Raw genomic sequence first — 17316 nt, 5'->3', positions numbered from 1 at the left:
CGCAGCCATCGACCGGATCGACCAGTGTGTCGCGTCCCGGGGCGTGCTTTCCAGCGTCCTCTTGATGACCTCCGCCACCTGTTCGTCCGAAACCGTGCGTGGACGGCCTTCACGGTATTCATCGGAAAGCCCCTCGAGCCTCTGCTCCGCAAAGCGGCGGCGCCATTTGCCCACCGTGTGCTGGCTGTGGCCGAGTGAGACGGCGATCTCCTTGTTGGACATCCCTTCGGCGCATCGCAGGACGATGCGGCAGCGGTCCGAAAGTGATCGGGCCGCCTTGTGCCTGCGAAGCTGGGATTCGAGGAATGAGCGTTCCTCGTCGCTGAGATCAATTGGAACAGCAACACGGCCACCCATCACATCCTCCCGCATCAGGCAGAATAATGATACAAACTTTAGTTCCAGGTGACTAGGTCCATCTGGCTATGGATGCGGCACTGGGCGACATGCGGGCGGAAGACGTCACCTCCAGCCGCGAGGGCGGCATCCCGGTTCTGCAGGAACTCCCGGTCCGTATTTCCGGCGACGTGCAGATCGGCCGTCACCGGGGACGAGGTCTTCGGCACTCGCCGGCGCCATCCAGCGATCTGGCGCGCGGAGGCACCGGAGACATTCCGATGAGGAAGAGCGGCTGCCTTTCGCAGGCTGCTGAAAAAGGAAACCAAGGCCTCGTCGTGGAGGAATTCGTTCCGGACCTGGTCAGGTGATTTCTTCAGGGATGGGCAAGTCCAGCCGCTTTCAGGACGATTGTTCCAGTTTTGCCCCCAGCTCCTCGGCCAAACGGACTTTTTCAGCATCCTGTTAGAAAATGCATTCTCCGGCTGCGCTCGCGCGCAACGGCATTCTGCCGGTGACGCGGCGCCTCCGACGGACGGTCCGGAATCGGCAGTCGGGCTGCGATGTCCGGAGCAGGGGCGAGGCGAAGAAGCGGTGCCTGAAGACCTTCGGCGAAGGGATCGCCTCGATAGCCCCTGACCGCCGAGATCTTCTCCGAATTGCGGTCATGACCTGCTTCAACGCATCGGCACCGCCAAGATCGAACCCGTGGTCGAACTTTGACTGGCGAAAGGGGTATTCCGTTCCGGCGCCGGTGTCTGCAGCAAAGCCGCTCGTGCCGTCCGGTCCGAAAATCGGCTTGATAGTGCTTACAATTTATAAATAATAAAATGACGCAACCGAGGGCAGGCGAGTGACAGCAGAGATTCCCGGCTTCGAAGAGATCGCGCGGAGCCTGCGCGTGCCGCGGCCGGTCCTGTCGGCCGCGCAGGCCGAAGCGCGGCTGCGGCAGGGCTGGGGGTGCGAGGCGCGGGCCGATCTGCTCGGCGGCGAGCGCGACCTGAATTTCCTGGCCCGCAGCGCTGACGGCTTCCGCGGCGTCTTCAAGGTCTTCAACGCGACCGAGGATCCGCGCGGCCGTGCCTTCCAGACCGGGCTCCTGCGCCATCTGGAAACCGCCGCGCCGGGCCTGCCCGTGCCGCGGCTGGTGCCTGCTCTGGGCGGCGGGGCGGAATGCGAGGGCGAGGGCGGGGTCGCGATCCTGATCACCTGCCTCGACGGGCGCATGCCGGGGCCGCCCTCTGCCCCGCTCCGGCGGGAGGCGGGGCGGGTCGCGGCCGAGCTCCACTGCGCTCTGAAGGACTTCCGCGACCCGGCCGCCGACCGCATCCTCCTCTGGGACGTGATGCAGCTGCCGCGCCTGGCGCCGCTTCTGGAGCTGCTGCCGCCGGCTCTGCGCCACGCCGTCGGGCCGGTCCTCGCGGAGATGGCCGCCAGACGCGAGGTGCTCGCGGCGCTGCCGCGGCAGGTCATCCATGGCGATCTGAGCCCGAGCAACCTGCTGGCCGATGCCGGGACGGGCGTCAGGATCACCGGCATCATCGATTTCGGCGATGCCGTCCTGGCGCCGCGCATTGCGGATCTGGCCGTGGCGGCGAGCTATTTCATCGACGGGACGGCGTTCGGGGACCAGGTCGCCGAGCTGGCCGAGGGCTATGAACGCGTCCAGCCATTGCTGCCGGCGGAGCGCGCGGCCCTGCCGCTCCTGGTGCGGGCGCGGCTGGCGGCGCGGATCGTGCTGCCCTACTGGCGCGCGCAGATGTTCCCCGAGAACCGCGACTACATCCTGCGCAGCAGCCGCCAGGCGGTGGCGCTGCTGACCGCCATCGACGGGGCGGCGGCATGAGCGGCGCGGATCTGATGGCGCGCCGGGAGGCGGTGCTCGGCCCGGCCTACCGGCTCTTCTACGACGAGCCGCTGCATCTGGTGCGCGGCCGCGGGGCCGAGGTCTGGGACCGCGAGGGACGGCGCTATCTCGACGCCTACAACAACGTGCCCTCGGTCGGGCACTGCCATCCGCGCGTTGTCGCCGCGCTGGCCGAGCAGGCCGGGGCGCTGAACACCCATACCCGCTATCTGCATGAAAACGTTGTCGCCTATGCCGAAAGGCTTGTCGGCACCCTGCCGCCGGAGCTGGGCCAGGTCATGCTGACCTGCACCGGCAGCGAGGCCAATGACCTGGCGCTGCGGGTTGCGCGCTGCGCGACCGGCGGCACCGGGGTGATCGTCACGGCCCATGCCTATCACGGCGTCACCCTGGCGCTGGCGGAGATGTCGCCGTCGCTCGGCGCGGGCGCCCCGCTCGGGCGGCATGTGCGGACCATCCCGGCGCCGGACGCCTTCCGCCTGGCCGATCCGGGGCAGGCGATGGCGGCCGCGGCCGAGGCAGCGGTCGACAGCCTCGCCGCCGAGGGGATCCGCCCCGCCGCGATCCTCTTCGACACGGTCTTCGCCAGCGACGGGCTGCATCCCGGAACGCCCGGGATCTATGCCGGGGCGGTGGAGGCGGTGCGCCGCGCGGGCGGGCTCTTCATCGCCGACGAGGTGCAGTCGGGCCTGGGGCGCCCAGGCGGCAGCATGTGGGCCTTCGAGCGCCACGGCCTGGTGCCCGACATCGTCACCATGGGCAAGCCGCTGGGCGGCGGCCATCCGCTGGCGGCCATGGCGGCGCGGCCCGATCTGCTAGAACGCTTCGGCAGGGAAACCCGCTATTTCAACACGTTCGGCGGCAATCCGGTCTCGGCGGCGGTCGGGCTGGCGGTGCTCGACGTGATCCGCGACGAAGGGCTGATGCAGCGCGCCGAAGCGACCGGGCGCCAGCTTCTCGACGGGCTGCGCCAGATCGCGGCGGGGCGCGCAGGGATCGGCGATGTGCGCGGCGCCGGGCTCTATGCCACGCTGGAGGTCGTCTCGGCCCCGTCCGGCCGCCCCGACGGACCACGCGCGGCGGCGCTGCAGAACCGCCTGCGCCAGCTCGGCATCCTCGCCGGGCTGTGCGGCGCAGAGAACCAGTGCCTCAAGCTGCGCCCGCCGCTATGCTTCTCGGACCGCGACTGCGACGAGCTCCTCTCGGGCCTGGACCGGGCGCTGTCCACCTGACCCCGCCGACCCTAGCTCCGGAGCCGCGAAGACATTGACACGACAGCCCCGCAACGCCATCGAGCCGCTCGTCCAGGGCAGCCTCTCGTCGCGCGCCTATATCGCCCTGCGCGAGGGGCTGACCTCCGGCAAGTTCCGTCCCGGCCAGCGGCTGATCATGCAGGAACTGGCCTCGCAGATGGGCACGTCGATCACCCCGGTGCGCGAGGCCTGCATGCGGCTCGTGGCCGAGGGCGGGCTGATCCTGAAATCCGGGCGCTTCGCGATCGTGCCGCCGATGACGCTGGAGCGCTACATGGAAGTGCGGATGATGCGGCTGGAGCTCGAGGGGCTCGCGGCGGCGCTGGCGGCAGAGCGCGCGGGCAAGGCCGATATCGAGCGGCTGCACGCGATCCATGCCGATTACGTGCAGATGGATGCCTCGCCCGATCTGGCTGCCGCCTACGAGACCAACCGGGAATTCCATTTCGCGGTCTACCGCATCCCCGGCATGCCGCTGCTCGCCTCGCATATCGAGAGTCTCTGGGTCTCGATGGGGCCGATGCTGACCGCCTTCTTCGCCAATGGCGACCGCCGCTACTACGGGGCGGAGGCGCATCTGACCATCATCCGGGCAATCGAGGCGGGCGATGCCGAGGCGGCGCGGCGCGCGCTGCGGCGCGACATCATCGATGGCGGCGAGGACTTCCTGCGCTTTCTCGAGGCGCATCCCGGCTATTCGGTGGAATAGCGCGCCAGCCAGCGCCCAAGTTACCGACATTCCAGCCTAAATTTTCTGCACCCCGCCTGCGGGCGGCACTCTCCTGCCGGGAGAGTCGGGTGATTCCAGTGGCTTGCGCCGGAATTTGCCGCGCTGCCGCAAAAAGGTGATTGACGCGTATAATTTATAAAATGCACGTTGTGACTCGGAACAGTCAGGAGACGTGCCGTGGACGGCAATCCGAACTCTCTCGAAGCCCGGGACATCCTCTACCAGCTCCATCCCTCCACGCCCGCGCGCAGCCATCAGCGCACCGGCCCGCTGGTCATCGCCAAGGGCGACGGCGCCGGAGTGATCGACACGTCCGGCCGGCGCTATATCGAGGCGATGTCGGGGCTCTGGTGCGCCGGGCTGGGCTTTTCCGAGCCGCGGCTCGCGGAGGCGGCCTACCGGCAGATGCTGGAGCTGCCTTACTATCACGGCTTCAGCCACAAGGCCTCGGCCCCGGCGGTCGAGCTGGCCGAGCGGCTGGTGCGGATGGCGCCGGTGCCGATGAGCAAGGTCTTCTTCGCCAGCTCGGGCTCGGAGGCGAATGACACGGCGGTCAAGCTGGTGCGCTACCGCTCGAACGCGCTGGGGCAGCCCGCGCGCAAGAAGATCATCGCGCGGCACCGCGGCTTCCACGGCGTGACGATGGGCGCGGCCAGCCTGACCGGCCTGCCGGTCAACCATGCCTCCTTCGACCTGCCGCTGCCGGGCTTCCTGCACGCGACCTGTCCCGACCATTTCCGCGAGGGCCGCCCCGGCGAGAGCGAGGAGGCCTTCGCCACCCGCCTGGCCGAGGAACTCGAGGCGATGATCCAGGGCGAGGGGCCCGAGACGGTGGCCGCCTTCTGGGCGGAGCCGGTCATGGGCGCGGCGGGGGTGATCGTGCCGCCCGCGACCTACTGGGAGAAGATCCAGGCGGTGCTGGCGCGCCACGGCATCCTGCTGGTCGCCGACGAGGTGATCTGCGGCTTCGGGCGGACCGGGCGGATGTTCGGCTCCGAGGCCTGCGGCCTGCGCCCGGACATCATGATCCTGTCGAAGCAGCTCGCCTCGGGCTACCAGCCGATCGCCGCCGTGATGATGAATGACGCGGTCTTCGAGCCCGTCGCCGACGAGAGCGAGCGCCAGGGCAGCTTCGGCCACGGGCTGACCTCGGGCGGCCATCCGGTGCCCTGCGCTGTGGCGCTGGAGACGCTCGACATCATCGAGGAACGCGGCCTGGTGGCGCGGGCCGCCCGGCTCGGCGCGTCGATGCAGTCGCAGGTGGCGGAGCTTGCCGCGCTGCCCGCGGTCGCCCAGACCCGCGGCATCGGGCTGATGGCGGCGGTCGAGCTGGACGCAGCTGCGGCCGGGCTGGCGCCCGGCGAGGCAGGCCCCATGGTCCGCGACCGGATGCAGGCGGCCGGGGTCATCGTCCGCGCCATGGGCGACGCGATCGCGCTCTGCCCGCCGATGATGATCCCCCGAGACGAGCTCGACACGGTGCTGGGCTGCCTGCGCGACACGATCGCGGCGCTCGCGCTGGAGACCGCCTGAGCTTGCGGGCGCCGTCCCCGACACAACCCGGAGAGCCGGAGCAACCGGCCCCGCCTTCCCCCGACATGGAGTCTGACATGAACGCGAAGCTACTTTTCCTCCTTTCCGGAACCGCCCTGCTGGCCGGGCAGGCCGCGCTGGCCCAGGACGCCGCGCCCTGGTGGCCCTTCGCCATCGAGGCGGCCAAGGGCGGCGATCTGGAGGCGGTCGAAAGCATCGAGTACGAACCGCTGGAAAAGGCCGACCAGAAGTTCAAGCTCTGCGTGCTGCTGCCGCATCTGCAGGACAGCTACTGGGTTTCGGTCAATTACGGCCTGGTCGAGGAGGCCCGCCGCCAGGGCGTCGCTATGAGCGTATACCAGGCGGGCGGCTATTCCAACCTGCCGCGCCAGATCTCGCAATATGACGACTGCGTGGCCTCGGGCGCCGACGCGATCCTGATCGGCGCGATCTCCGAGGCGGGCGTCGCCGCCAAGATCGGCGAGGGCATGGAGAAGGGCATCGTCAATATCGCGGTTGCCAACCCGATCCTCGACACGCCGATCACCGCGCGGATCACGCCGGATTTCTACCAGAAGGGCTTCCAGACCGGCGAATTCGCCAAGGAATATCTCGACGGCGAAAGCGCGGTCTCGGTGGGCTTCCCCGGGCCGCAGGGCTCGGGCTGGGCCGAGACCTACATGTCGGGCTACCGCGACTCGGTGAAGGACAGCAATATCGACCTCGTCGCCGAGATGTACGGCGAGGCCAGCGTGCCCGCCCAGCTGCGCCTGGTCGAGGACGCGCTGCAGACCTATCCCGACCTGAAGGTGATCTGGGGCGGCGCGCCCACGGCCGAGGCCGCGATCGGCGCGGTGGCCGATGCCGGGCTCGACGACGCGCTGATCGTCGCCTCCTACGAGAACCAGCAGATGCTGCGCTTCGTCAAGGACGGCGACGTCAAGGCCTTCGCCACCGAATACCCGGTGATGATGGGCCGGATCAGCGTCGACCTGGCGGTGCGCGCGCTCGAGGGCAAGGAGTACGAGCAGATCCTGCTGGTCACGCCGGGCATGGTCACGGCCGACAATATCGACAGCTTCGACACCACGCAGATCTTCGCCCCCGAGGGCTTCCAGCCGGTCTTCTCGGTCGATTGATCCGGCCGGGGCCGGGAACGGGGATCTCCGGCCCCTCCGCCTCTCCCGGCTCCGCAGGCAGCGGGGCCGGCCGCGACAGGAAATGTGCCATATGCTAGTCACCAGAGGCCTGACCAAGACATTCGGCAGCGCCACGGCCCTGCAGGATGTCGACTTCACGCTGGAAGCGGGCGAGGTCCATGCGCTCCTGGGCGAGAACGGCGCCGGGAAGTCGACGCTGATCAACCTCATCTGCGGCACCTTCCCGCCGAGCGCGGGCACGATCGAGATGGACGGCCGGCCGCTTGGCGCGGGCACCGTCGCCGCGGCGCGGGCCGCGGGCATCGCGCCGGTCTTCCAGGAATTCAGCCTCGCCCCCGACCTGACCGTGCTGGAGAACCTCTTCCTCGGCCGCGAGAAGCGCCAGGGGCTCTTCCTGCAGAAGCGCGCGATGCGCCGGGAGGCGGAGGAGCTGCTGGCCGAGATCGGCTTCGCGCTGCCGCTCGACCGGCTGGTCTCCGAGCTCTCCCGCGCGCAGAAGCAGATGACCGAGATCGCCAAGGCGCTGCGGCTGCGACCGCGCATCCTGATCCTCGACGAGCCGACCGCCTCGCTGACTGACGGCGAGGCGCGCCACCTGTTTCGCGCCATCGGGCTCCTGCGCGGCAAGGGCGTCGGCATCCTCTATGTCTCCCACCGGATGAGCGAGATCCGCGCGCTTTCGGACCGGGTCACGGTGCTGCGCGGCGGGCGCCATATCGGCACGGTCGAGACCGCCGCCACCAGCGACCGCGCGCTGATCGAGATGATGGTCGGCCGCCCGGTCGAACAGCTCTTCCCGGCGATCCGCAGCCGCCCCGCCGAAGAGGTGCTGCGCGTCGAGGGCCTCGCCACCGCCGATGGCGCGGTCGAGGGCGCCTCGATCACGCTGCGCCGCGGCGAGATCGTCGGGCTGGCCGGGCTGGTCGGCTGCGGCCGCTCCGAGCTCTGCCGCGCGGTCTTCGGGCTCGACCCGCTGGCGGCGGGGGAGATCGCGCTGAAGGGCGAGACGCTGCGCCGCCCGTCGCCGAACGCCATGATCCGCCGCGGGCTCTGCTACTTCCCGGGCGACCGCGCGGCGGAGGGGCTGGCGCTGGCGCGTCCGGCGCGGGAGAATGCCGGTATGGCCGCGCTGCGCCTGCCCGCGCTGTCCGCCGGGGGCACGGTGCTGAAGACCTGGCGCGAGGGCGCCGTGGTCGCCGCGCCCTTCGAGGATCTCGGGCTGCGCCCGATGGCGCCGGAACTTCCGGCCGGGGCCTTCTCGGGCGGCAACCAGCAGAAGGTGATGCTGGCCCGCGGGCTCCTGCAGGACTTCGACGTCTACCTTTTCGACGAGCCGACCGTCGGCATCGATGTCGGCGCCAAGGCCGATGTCTACCGGTTGATGAAGCGGCTGGTCGAGGGCGGGGCGGGGGTGGTCGTCTCGACCTCCGAGCTGCCCGAACTGATCCATCTCGCCGACCGCATCTACGTCATGCATGCCGGCCGCGTGGTCACCGAGATCGCCGGCAAGGGCACCGGCGAAGCGGAAATCCTGTCCCACTATTTCGGCGAATGAGGAGAAGCGCATGAGTTTCGCCCCGTCCCAAGCGGCCCCGTCCCAAGCGGCCCCGTCCCTGGCCGACCGCGCGCTGCTGCGGCGCATTCTGGCCAATGGCGGCGCGGTGATCGCGCTGCTGGTCCTGACGCTCGGCTACACGATCCTGTCCGAGCCGCGCTTCCTGAGCCGGCTGAACCTGATCAATGTCGGGCGCAACTTCGCCTTCCTGTCGATCCCGGCGATCGCGCAGATGCTGGTGATGACGGTGGGCGGGTTCGACCTGTCGATCGGCGCCGTCGTCGCGGCGGGCTCGCTGCTGACCGCGGCGACGATGGGCTGGGCGACGGCCGCGATGCCGGGCGCCGAGGCGGCCGCGCCCTGGCTGTCGCTGGCCGCGGTGCTGGCCATGGGCGCGCTGATCGGGCTGGCCAATGCGCTGATCGTGGCGCGGCTGGAGCTCTCGGCCTTCATGGTGACGCTGGCGACCGGCTCGATCCTGACCGGCATCGCGCTCTACCTGACCCAGGGCATCCCGGTCTACGGCGTTCCCGACGGCTTCGTCGACCGGATCGGCCGCGGGAGGCTCTTCGGCCTGCCGGCGGTGACGCTGATCGCGCTCGGGGTGATCTTGCTGGCGGTCGCGGTGCAGCGCGGCACGGTGCTCGGGCGCCATCTCTATGCCGCGGGCAGCGACTTGAAGGCGGCGCGGCTTTCCGGCGTGCCGGTCCTGCCGGTGCAGGTCGCGGCCTATGTCGCGGCGGGGATGCTGGCCGGGCTGACCGGCTTCCTGATGACCTCGCGGATCGGCTCGGGCCAGGCGACGATCGGCGGCACGCTGGCGCTCGAGACCATCGCCGCGGCGGTGATCGGCGGCGTCTCGCTGCGCGGCGGCGTGGCGAGGGCCGAGCTGGTCGCCATCGCCGCGCTCTTCCTGACGGTGATCGCCAATTCGATGAACCTGCTGCGCATCGACAGCAAGTTCCAGACCCTCGCGCTTGGCGCCGTGCTGATCCTGGCGCTCGGCTTCGAGCGGCTGGTGCTGAGGAGATCCGCATGACCGGGCAGACCGCATCCGCCCGTTCCGGCGCGCCCGCCCGGCTGCCGCTGCAGAAGATCCTGCGCGCGCTGCGCATGCCGCTTGCCATCCTCGCCGCGCTCCTGGTCTTTGCGGCCTTCTCGCCGCAGGTCCTGACCGTCGGCAACCTGCGCAACATCGCGCTGCAGGCGAGCTTCCTGATGATCTTCTCGCTGGCGCAATGCGTGGTGATCCTGACCCGCGGCTTCGACCTGTCGCTGGGCTTCACCGTGTCGCTGGTCAGCGTGGTCTCGGCGCTGGCGATGGCGGCGACCGGCGCGGTCCTGCCGGGGCTGGCCGCCGGGCTCGGGGTCGGGCTGGCCGTGGGGCTGGCGAACGGGCTTCTCGTCGGCGCGGTCGGGCTGAACCCGCTGGTGACGACGCTGGGGATGGGCAACATCCTGCTGGCGCTGGCCAGCACGGTCTCGGGCGGCTTCCCGGTCTCGGGCCTGCCCGCGGGCTTCAACGCGGCCTTCGCCCAGGGCACGTTCCTCGGCCTGCCCGCGCCGATCTGGAGCGCCGCGCTGCTGCTGTCGCTGCTCGGCCTCGTGCTGCACCTGACGCCGCTCGGGCGCAGCTGGTACATCCTGGGCGCCAATCCCCGCGCGGGCCGGGCCGCGGGCATCCGCGCGGTGCCGGTCCTGGTCGCCGCCTATGCGATCTGCTCGCTGCTCGCCGCGGCCGGAGCGCTCCTGATGACCGCGCGCACCGGCTCGGGCGAGCCCAATCTCGGCGGCAACCTGACGCTCGAATCCATCGCCGCGGCAGTGGTCGGCGGCGCCAAGCTCTCGGGCGGGGAGGGCGGCATCTCGGCCGCGATCCTCGGCGCGGTCTTCATCACCATCCTCTCCAACGGCATGAACCTCGTCCAGGTCGACGGCTATCTGCAGCAGATCTGCCTCGGCCTCATCATCCTCGCGAGCCTTGTCCTCAGCCGCGGCGCCCGCCGCCGCTGATCTCCCAGTCCAGGAAAAGCACCATGGGTTACCAGATCTGCATCGATATCGGCGGCACCTTCACCGACTGCCTCGTCTCCGACCCGGCGGGCGAGATCTCGATCTTCAAGTCGCCCACCACCCCGGGCGAGTTCGAGAAGGGCTTCGTCAACGTGCTGCATGTCGCGGCGGAGGGCTACGGGCTGCCGCAGGACGCCTTCATGCGCCAGATCGACATGATCGTGCACGGCTCGACCGTCTCGACCAACGCGCTGGTGGAGCGCAAGACCGTCAAGGTCGGGCTGATCCTGACCGAGGGGCACCAGGACATCCTGGTGCTGCGCGAGGGGCCGCGCAAGGGCGCTTTCCAGTGGAAGATCGACTATCCCGAACCCTATGTCCCGCGCCACCTGACCCGAACGGCCGGGGGGCGGATCGACGCCCGCGGCCGCGAGATGCGACCGCTCTGCGAAGACGACATCCGCGCCGCCGCCGCGCATTTCCGCGCTGCCGGGGCGGAGGCGGTCGCCGTCGGGCTCCTGTGGTCGGTCGTCAATCCCGCCCATGAACTGCGCGCCCGCGAGATCCTCGGCGAGGAGCTGCCCGGCGTGCCGGTGACGCTGTCCCACGAGATCAACCCGATGCCGCGCGAGTACAAGCGGGTGATCGCCTCGGCCATCGACGCCTCGATCAGCCCGATCGTGCGCACCTATGTCGAGCGGCTGAACACCGCGCTCGACGAGGCGGGCTTCGCCGGAGACCTGCTCCTGGCCAATTGCGTCGGCGGCATGATGCCGGTGGCGGACATGATCCGGAAGCCGATCTACTCGGTGATGTCGGGCCCGACGCTGGCGCCGATGGCGGCGCTGTCGCTGAGCGAGGAGGCCGACATCATCGTCGGCGACATGGGCGGCACGACCTTCGACGTCTCGGCGCTGCGCGACCACCAGATCATCGTCACCCCCGACAGCATGATCCACGAGGACAGCCTCGGCATCCCCAAGGTCGATGTCCGCTCGGTCGGCGCCGGCGGCGGCTCGATCGCGCGGGTGGACGAGGGGGGGCTGCTCCATGTCGGGCCGCATAGCGCAGGCGCAAGGCCGGGCCCGGCCTGCTACATGAAGGGCGGCACCGAGCCCACCGTCACCGATGCCAACGTGATCCTCGGCATCGTCGATCCGGACTACTTCCTGGGCGGCAAGATGCAGCTCTCGCGCGCGGCGGCGGCAGAGGCGGTCGGCAAGATCGCGGCGCGGCTCGGCACCTCGCTGCAGGAGGCCGCCTACGCGATCTACACCACCTCGAACCACAACATGGTCGCCGCGATCGAGGAGATCACCGTGCGAGAGGGCATCAACCCGCGCGACAGCTTCTTCGTCTGCGGCGGCGGCGCGACCGCGATCCACATCGCCGAGATGGTCGATATCCTCGGGCTGAAACGCTACATGATCCCGCGCTTCATGGCCGGGCTCTCCGCCTTTGGCGGGCTGATCTCCGACATCCGCTCGGAGGAAAGCACAGTGCTCCTGGCCTCGGACCGGATCTTCGACGCGGACGCGGTCAATGCGGCGCTGGCCGGGCTTCTTGAGCGCGGCAACGCCTTCCTCGCCCAGGCCGGGATCGCCCCCGCGGCGCGGCGCTTCGAATTCTCCTTCCAGGGCCGCTACGAATACCAGTCCTTCGAGATCGAGGTGCCCTTCGAGGCGCCGGACGGGCGGATCGCGGCGGAGGATCTGCCGCGGCTCGTCGAGGAGTTCCACCGCATGCACGAGCGGATCTACTCGATCCGCACCGACACCGACACGGTCGAATTCACCGCCTGGAAGCTGCGCTCGATCGGCAAGCGCGAGGGCCAGGACATCTGGAAGACCGACACGCTGGCGGTCCAGGACGGCCCCGTGGCGCCGAAGGGCAGCCGCGAGGTCTGGAACGAGACGCTGCGCGAGATGCGCCCGGTCCCGGTCTACGAGATGACCGGCCTGGGGCAGGGCGCGGCGCTGTCGGGTCCCTGCCTGGTCGAGGCCGCCACCTTCACCGCCTATCTCAAACCGGGGCACCAGGGCGCGATCGACGCCCATGGCAACCTCGTCGTCACCGTCGCCTGAGCCGGAGGAAGGCCCCATGGACACCCGCTACGAACCCGACGCGCCCGAGGCAGGCAGCCGCCAGACCGACGCCTTCATGATGTCGGTGCTCAAGAGCCGCTTCGAGGCGATCGTGCGCGAGATGACCCTTGTCGTGATGCGCGCCAGCCGCTCGGCGGTCATCAAGAACGCCCGCGACTTCAGCTGCGCCATCCTGACCTACGAGCACGAGCTGGTCACGGTCGAGGACGCGCTGCCGATCCATGTCATGTCGATGGACATGGCGACCCGGCCGCTGACCGAGCTCTTCTCCGACATCTCGCAGGGCGACATCTTCGTCAACAACTGCCCCTATACCGGCGGCACCCACCATGCCGACCTGATCATGGCGATGCCGGTCTTCTCGGGCGGCCGGCCGCTCTTCTGGGTGGTGGCGCTGTCGCACCATGCCGATACCGGGGCGCCCGCGCCCTCGACCTACCTGCCTTTCGCCAAGAACATCTTCGAGGAGGGCATGCATTTCCCCTGCGTGCGCATCGCCGAGAACTACCGCGAGAAGGACGACATCCTGCGCATCGGCGCGATGCGCAACCGCGTGCCCGACCTGTGGATGGGCGACGTGCGCGCCCAGATCGGCGCCTGCCGCACCGGCGAGCGGCGGATCGCCGAGCTGATCGATCGCTATGGCGAGGCCGAGGTGCTGGATTTCGTCCGCGACTGGTTCGCCTATGGCGCGCGCTGCGCCAAGGCGGCGATCGCGAAGCTGCCCGCGGGCAGCTACAGCTACGAGACCCATCACGACCCGGTGCCGGGCGTGGCCGAGGCCGGCATCCCGGTGCGCGTCACCGTCACGGTCGATCCCGAAGAGGGCGAGATCTTGGTCGATGTCACCGACAATATCGATAATGTCCCGGGCGGGCTGAACCTCTCGGAGAACACCACCACCGGCTCCTGCCGGATCGGCGTCTTCAACAATCTCGACGAGAGCGTGCCGCATAACGAGGGCGCGAAATCCCGGGTCCGGGTGAAGATGCGCGAGGGATCGGTGATCGGCAAGCCGCGCTACCCGGTCGGCACCTCGGTGGCCACGACCAATGTCAACGACCGGCTGATGATCGCCGGGAACGCCGTCTTCTCCGAGATGGGCGCGCCCTACGGCCATGCCGAAAGCGGCTCGCACCTGCCCGCGGGGGTCGGCGTGATCTCGGGCGCCGATCCGTTCAAGGACGGGCGCGGCTATATCAACCAGGTCTTCGTCGGCTATGGCGGCGGCGGCGCGAACCACGGCCATGACGGCTGGCTGACCTATTGCGGTCCCGCCAATGCCGGGCTGATCCAGCTCGACTCGGTCGAGGTCGACGAGAGCATGTACCCGATCCTGATCGAGAGCCGCGGCGTGCTGCCGGGCACGCAGGGCTTCGGCGAATACGAGGGCGCCCCGGCGATGGGCGGCGTGTTCTACCCACTCGATCACGACATGACGGTGGCCTATGCGGCCGACGGCAAGGCCTTTCCGCCGCGCGGCGTGCTCGGCGGCGGCGACGGCGGCGGCTCGGACACGGTGCGGATCGAACCCGGCGGCGCCCGCGTGACCCTGCCGGAATTCGCCGAAGAGGTGATCCCCGGCGGCCACAAGATCGAATTCGCGGCCTGCGGCGGCGGCGGCTACGGCGATCCGCTGAAGCGCGCGCCCGCACGGGTGGCGGCGACGGTGAACCGCGGCTGGCTCTCGCCCGAGGCCGCGCGCGAGGTCTACCGCGTGGCACTGGAAGACGCGGGCGAGCCCGGGCTATGGAAGGTCGACGAGGCCGCCACCGCGGCATTGCGGGCAGGTTGAGGAGCGCAGGATGCAGGATTTCTCGAAGGGCGCCGCCTGGATCGGCGGCGAGGTGGTGCCGGTCGGCGAGGCGAAGATCCCCGTCACCCACTGGGGCTACCGCCGCTCGGACGTGACCTATGACGTGGTCGGCGTCTGGGAGGGCAATTTCTTCCGGCTCGGCGACCATATCCGCCGCTTCCGCGCCTCGATGGAGCGGCTGCGGATGGATCCCGGGCAGAGCGATGCCGAGATCGAGGGGATCCTCCACCGCATCGTCGCGGCCTCGGGGCTGCGCTCGGCCTATGTGGCGATGGACTGCCTGCGCGCCCAGCCGGTGCCCGGGCTGCCCCGCCACCCGGCCCATGTCCCGGCCTATCTGGTCTGCCACGCGGTGCCCTGGGCCTGGGTCGCCTCGCCCGAGATGATCGCGCGCGGCATGCACCTGATGATCCCCGAGGTGCGCCGCATCCCGCCCGAGAGCTTCGACCCGCGGGTCAAGAACTTCCACTGGGGCGACCTGACCGAGGGCCAGTTCGAGGCCGAGGCGGCGGGGGCGGATTTCGCCATCCTGCTCGACGCGCAGGGCAATGTCACCGAGGGGCCCGGCTTCAACATCTTCTGCATCCGCGACGGGCGCGTGGTCTCGCCGGACCGCGGCGCGCTCGAGGGGGTGACCCGGGCCTCGGTCTTCGAGCTCTGCGCCGAGCTGGGGATCCCGGTCGAGATCCGGCCGCTGCCGGTGGCCGAATTCCGCGATGCCGACGAGATCTTCGCGGCGACCACCGCCGGGGGGATCATGCCCGCCTCGCGGATCGACGGGCGGATCATGAACAACGACCGGCCCGGCCCGCTTTCCATGCGGCTGCATGACCGGTTCTGGCAGAAGCGCGCCGAGGGCTGGCACGCCACGCCGGTGCGCTACGCCGCCGAACCGGTCGGCACCTGATCCGGGCGATCCTTCACTTGTTCGCTGTTCTGTGTCCTGCGGCACAGAAGGGCGGCGCCGTCCCGGCTAGGATCGGGGCGGCAACGCAAGGGAGGAAACGATGCCCGAAGACTACAGCAATGTCCCCGTGCCGGGCTGGATCGGCGGCTTCGCCCAGTCCGATCCGGCCTTCGCCTATCCCGATCCGGATCTGTCGTCGCTGCCGCTGCTCGACAACATGGACAATATCGACAAGCTGGAGCGGCAGCAGGCGGTGCTCTGGCCGGAATTCAGCTGGCAGACCGTGCCCGGCGACGAGGCCTCGCGCTGCTTCCAGATGTTCTCGCCCGACATCTCGCGCATCGGCTACACGTCCGAGGGCCGGGTCTATTCGATCATCTGCCCGCAGCAGGGCGCCTGCTCGCCCTCGCTCGGCTGCCTCAATGTCGAGGTGACGGTGACCGGCCAGCGCGGCTGGGTCGACGAGACGACGAAGACCATGGCCGCCGACATGACCGTGACCGGCAAGGTCTGGTTCAGCCCCTCGGCCAAGAGCTCGGGCGCCGGAGCGCTGCTGTGGCACCTCTTCGAAGGGCTCGGCAAGGACTTCCCGCATGACAAGGCGCATGCGATCGAGGTGGCGACCTCGCTGAAGGGCGATCCCTCCCAGCCGGTCTTCCCGGTCCGCTCGGGCGAGACGCGGGCCTTCGAGAGCCCCGATTTCGCCCGCCATCCCGAGGCCTGGGACGTCGCCAACCTGCTGGTGGAGATCGGCGCGGTGAAGCCGACCGGCGAGCCGATGGTCGATGCCTTCAACAAGCTGGTGATGGAGATCTTCAACGCCGCTTCGGGCAACCTGCTTCTCCAGGGCAACACGCTGGCCTGGAATGTCTGGTTCACCGCGCCCGAGCTCGTGGATCGGGCCGAATGGCGCGCGCATGCCGAGAAATGGCGCGAGTCGATCGACGCCGACCATGGCAGCCCGGGCGGCCCCGGCACTGCGGCGCGCTATTTCGACGGGCGGCCCTTCGAGGCGGGCGAGGCACTGCTGGCCGAAGAGCTGGAGAAGATCTGGCGCTTCATCCGAGACCACGTCTGAGCGGTCCGGGCCGGGCGGAATCCGGCCGGGACCGGCGGAGGGCTCTGGCGCCCTCCGCCGCCATGGCGCATGAGAAGGGCGTGCCCGCAGCAGACAGGAGCCGCCGCCATGACCGTCCATGACATGCCCAAGGTCGACTGCCATTGCCATGTCTTCGACCCGGCCGCCTTTCCCTACGATCCGGCCTCGCCCTACCACCCCGCCGGGCAGGAGATCGCCCCGGCGGCGCAGATGGCCCATGCCTTCGCCGCCCATGGCGTCGCCCATGCGCTGCTGGTGCAGCCGAATTCCGGCTATGGCGAGGACAACCGCTGCCTGCTCGACGCGATCGCCCGCAGTGGCGGGCGCTGGAAGGGGATCGCGGTGGTGCCGCCCGGCACCTCCGGGGACGAGCTCGCCGCGCTGAAGGCGCAGGGCATCGTCGGCGCCGCGGTCAACCTGACCTTCCACCCGCCGGGCCATTACGACGGCTACGGCCCGCTCTTCGACCGCCTCGCCCGGCTCGGCATGCATCTGCAGGTCCAGGTCGAGGGGCCGCAGCTGACGGGCATCCTGCCGCTGCTGCTCGATTCGGGGGCATCGCTGGTGATCGACCATTGCGGCCGGCCCGATGTCGCGGCGGGGCTGGACCAGCCGGGCTTCCGCGCGCTCCTGGAGCTCGGCCGCAGCGGCCGCGCGGCGGTGAAGCTGTCGGGGCAGGTCAAGTTCTCCGCCCAGGCACATCCCTTCGCCGATGCCCGCCCCTATGTCGCCGCGCTGATCGACGCCTTCGGGCCGGAGCGCTGCCTCTGGGGGTCCGACTGGCCCTTCCTGCGCGCGCCCTCGCGGGTGGATTACGGCCCGCTCCTCGACCTCTTCGAGAGCCTGGTGCCGGACCGCGCGCTGCAGCAGCAGATCCTCTGGGACAATCCGCGGCGGATCTTCGGCTTCTGACACAGGGACTTGCCTGCCCGGCGGGCAGGG

The 17316-nt window shown here is 69.8% G+C and carries 15 protein-coding genes; 14 read left to right on the top strand and 1 reads right to left on the bottom strand.

Annotated elements, in window-relative coordinates; genetic code table 11:
- On the bottom strand, positions 1-357 hold a 357-nt coding region (locus tag FGX59_RS28185; RefSeq protein ID WP_171060868.1), incomplete at its 3' end, for a helix-turn-helix domain-containing protein.
- A 68-nt stretch (positions 358-425) separates the two neighbouring features.
- Between FGX59_RS28185 and FGX59_RS28180 the strand changes: the two genes are divergently transcribed.
- From FGX59_RS28180 to FGX59_RS28115, 14 genes are all read left to right on the top strand, one after another.
- On the top strand, positions 426-707 hold the full coding sequence (locus FGX59_RS28180; protein ID WP_138470635.1) for a hypothetical protein: 282 nt from the start codon (positions 426-428) through the stop codon (positions 705-707).
- Positions 708-1189: 482 nt separating this feature from the next.
- Positions 1190-2182 carry a phosphotransferase gene (locus FGX59_RS28175; protein ID WP_138470633.1) on the top strand — a complete coding sequence of 331 codons (993 nt, stop codon included), beginning with the start codon at positions 1190-1192 and terminating at the stop codon, positions 2180-2182.
- On the top strand, positions 2179-3435 hold the full coding sequence (locus FGX59_RS28170; RefSeq protein ID WP_206078457.1) for an aspartate aminotransferase family protein: 1257 nt from the start codon (positions 2179-2181) through the stop codon (positions 3433-3435). Before FGX59_RS28175 ends, FGX59_RS28170 begins: the two co-directional genes overlap by 4 nt.
- A 34-nt stretch (positions 3436-3469) precedes the next feature.
- The gene (locus tag FGX59_RS28165) at positions 3470-4165 is read left to right on the top strand and encodes a GntR family transcriptional regulator (RefSeq protein ID WP_206078456.1); all 696 of its coding nucleotides are present in this window, start codon (positions 3470-3472) and stop codon (positions 4163-4165) included.
- 198 nt (positions 4166-4363) lie between these two features.
- On the top strand, positions 4364-5719 hold the full coding sequence (locus FGX59_RS28160) for an aminotransferase (protein WP_138470631.1): 1356 nt from the start codon (positions 4364-4366) through the stop codon (positions 5717-5719).
- 77 nt (positions 5720-5796) lie between these two features.
- A complete protein-coding gene (gene torT / locus FGX59_RS28155; protein WP_138470629.1) occupies positions 5797-6858 on the top strand; it encodes a TMAO reductase system periplasmic protein TorT in 1062 nt (353 codons plus the stop codon).
- Positions 6859-6949: 91 nt separating this feature from the next.
- Positions 6950-8434 (top strand): sugar ABC transporter ATP-binding protein, encoded by a 1485-nt coding sequence (locus FGX59_RS28150; protein ID WP_138470627.1) that lies wholly within the window; start codon positions 6950-6952, stop codon positions 8432-8434.
- Positions 8435-8444: 10 nt separating this feature from the next.
- Complete coding sequence (locus FGX59_RS28145) at positions 8445-9473, top strand: ABC transporter permease (RefSeq protein ID WP_138470626.1); 1029 nt, start codon at positions 8445-8447, stop codon at positions 9471-9473.
- Positions 9470-10447 (top strand): ABC transporter permease, encoded by a 978-nt coding sequence (locus tag FGX59_RS28140; protein ID WP_138470624.1) that lies wholly within the window; start codon positions 9470-9472, stop codon positions 10445-10447. Before FGX59_RS28145 ends, FGX59_RS28140 begins: the two co-directional genes overlap by 4 nt.
- Positions 10448-10470: 23 nt before the next feature.
- Entirely contained in the window at positions 10471-12531 is a 2061-nt protein-coding gene (locus FGX59_RS28135; RefSeq protein WP_138470622.1) for a hydantoinase/oxoprolinase family protein, read from the top strand.
- Between the two features lie 16 nt (positions 12532-12547).
- The gene (locus tag FGX59_RS28130) at positions 12548-14347 is read left to right on the top strand and encodes a hydantoinase B/oxoprolinase family protein (protein WP_138470620.1); all 1800 of its coding nucleotides are present in this window, start codon (positions 12548-12550) and stop codon (positions 14345-14347) included.
- 10 nt (positions 14348-14357) lie between these two features.
- On the top strand, positions 14358-15275 hold the full coding sequence (locus FGX59_RS28125; protein ID WP_138470618.1) for an aminotransferase class IV: 918 nt from the start codon (positions 14358-14360) through the stop codon (positions 15273-15275).
- Between the two features lie 100 nt (positions 15276-15375).
- Positions 15376-16353 (top strand): hypothetical protein, encoded by a 978-nt coding sequence (locus tag FGX59_RS28120; RefSeq protein ID WP_138470616.1) that lies wholly within the window; start codon positions 15376-15378, stop codon positions 16351-16353.
- Between the two features lie 108 nt (positions 16354-16461).
- Positions 16462-17286, top strand: a complete 825-nt coding sequence (locus FGX59_RS28115; protein ID WP_138470614.1) for an amidohydrolase — start codon at positions 16462-16464, stop codon at positions 17284-17286.
- Positions 17287-17316: the final 30 nt, after the last annotated feature.

It is taken from the genome of Poseidonocella sp. HB161398 (assembly GCF_005870025.1).
In the GTDB taxonomy this organism is placed as follows: domain Bacteria; phylum Pseudomonadota; class Alphaproteobacteria; order Rhodobacterales; family Rhodobacteraceae; genus Mangrovicoccus.
The sequence above is the reverse complement of the archived record's forward strand: the minus strand, read 5'-3'. Positions and strand labels throughout refer to the sequence as shown.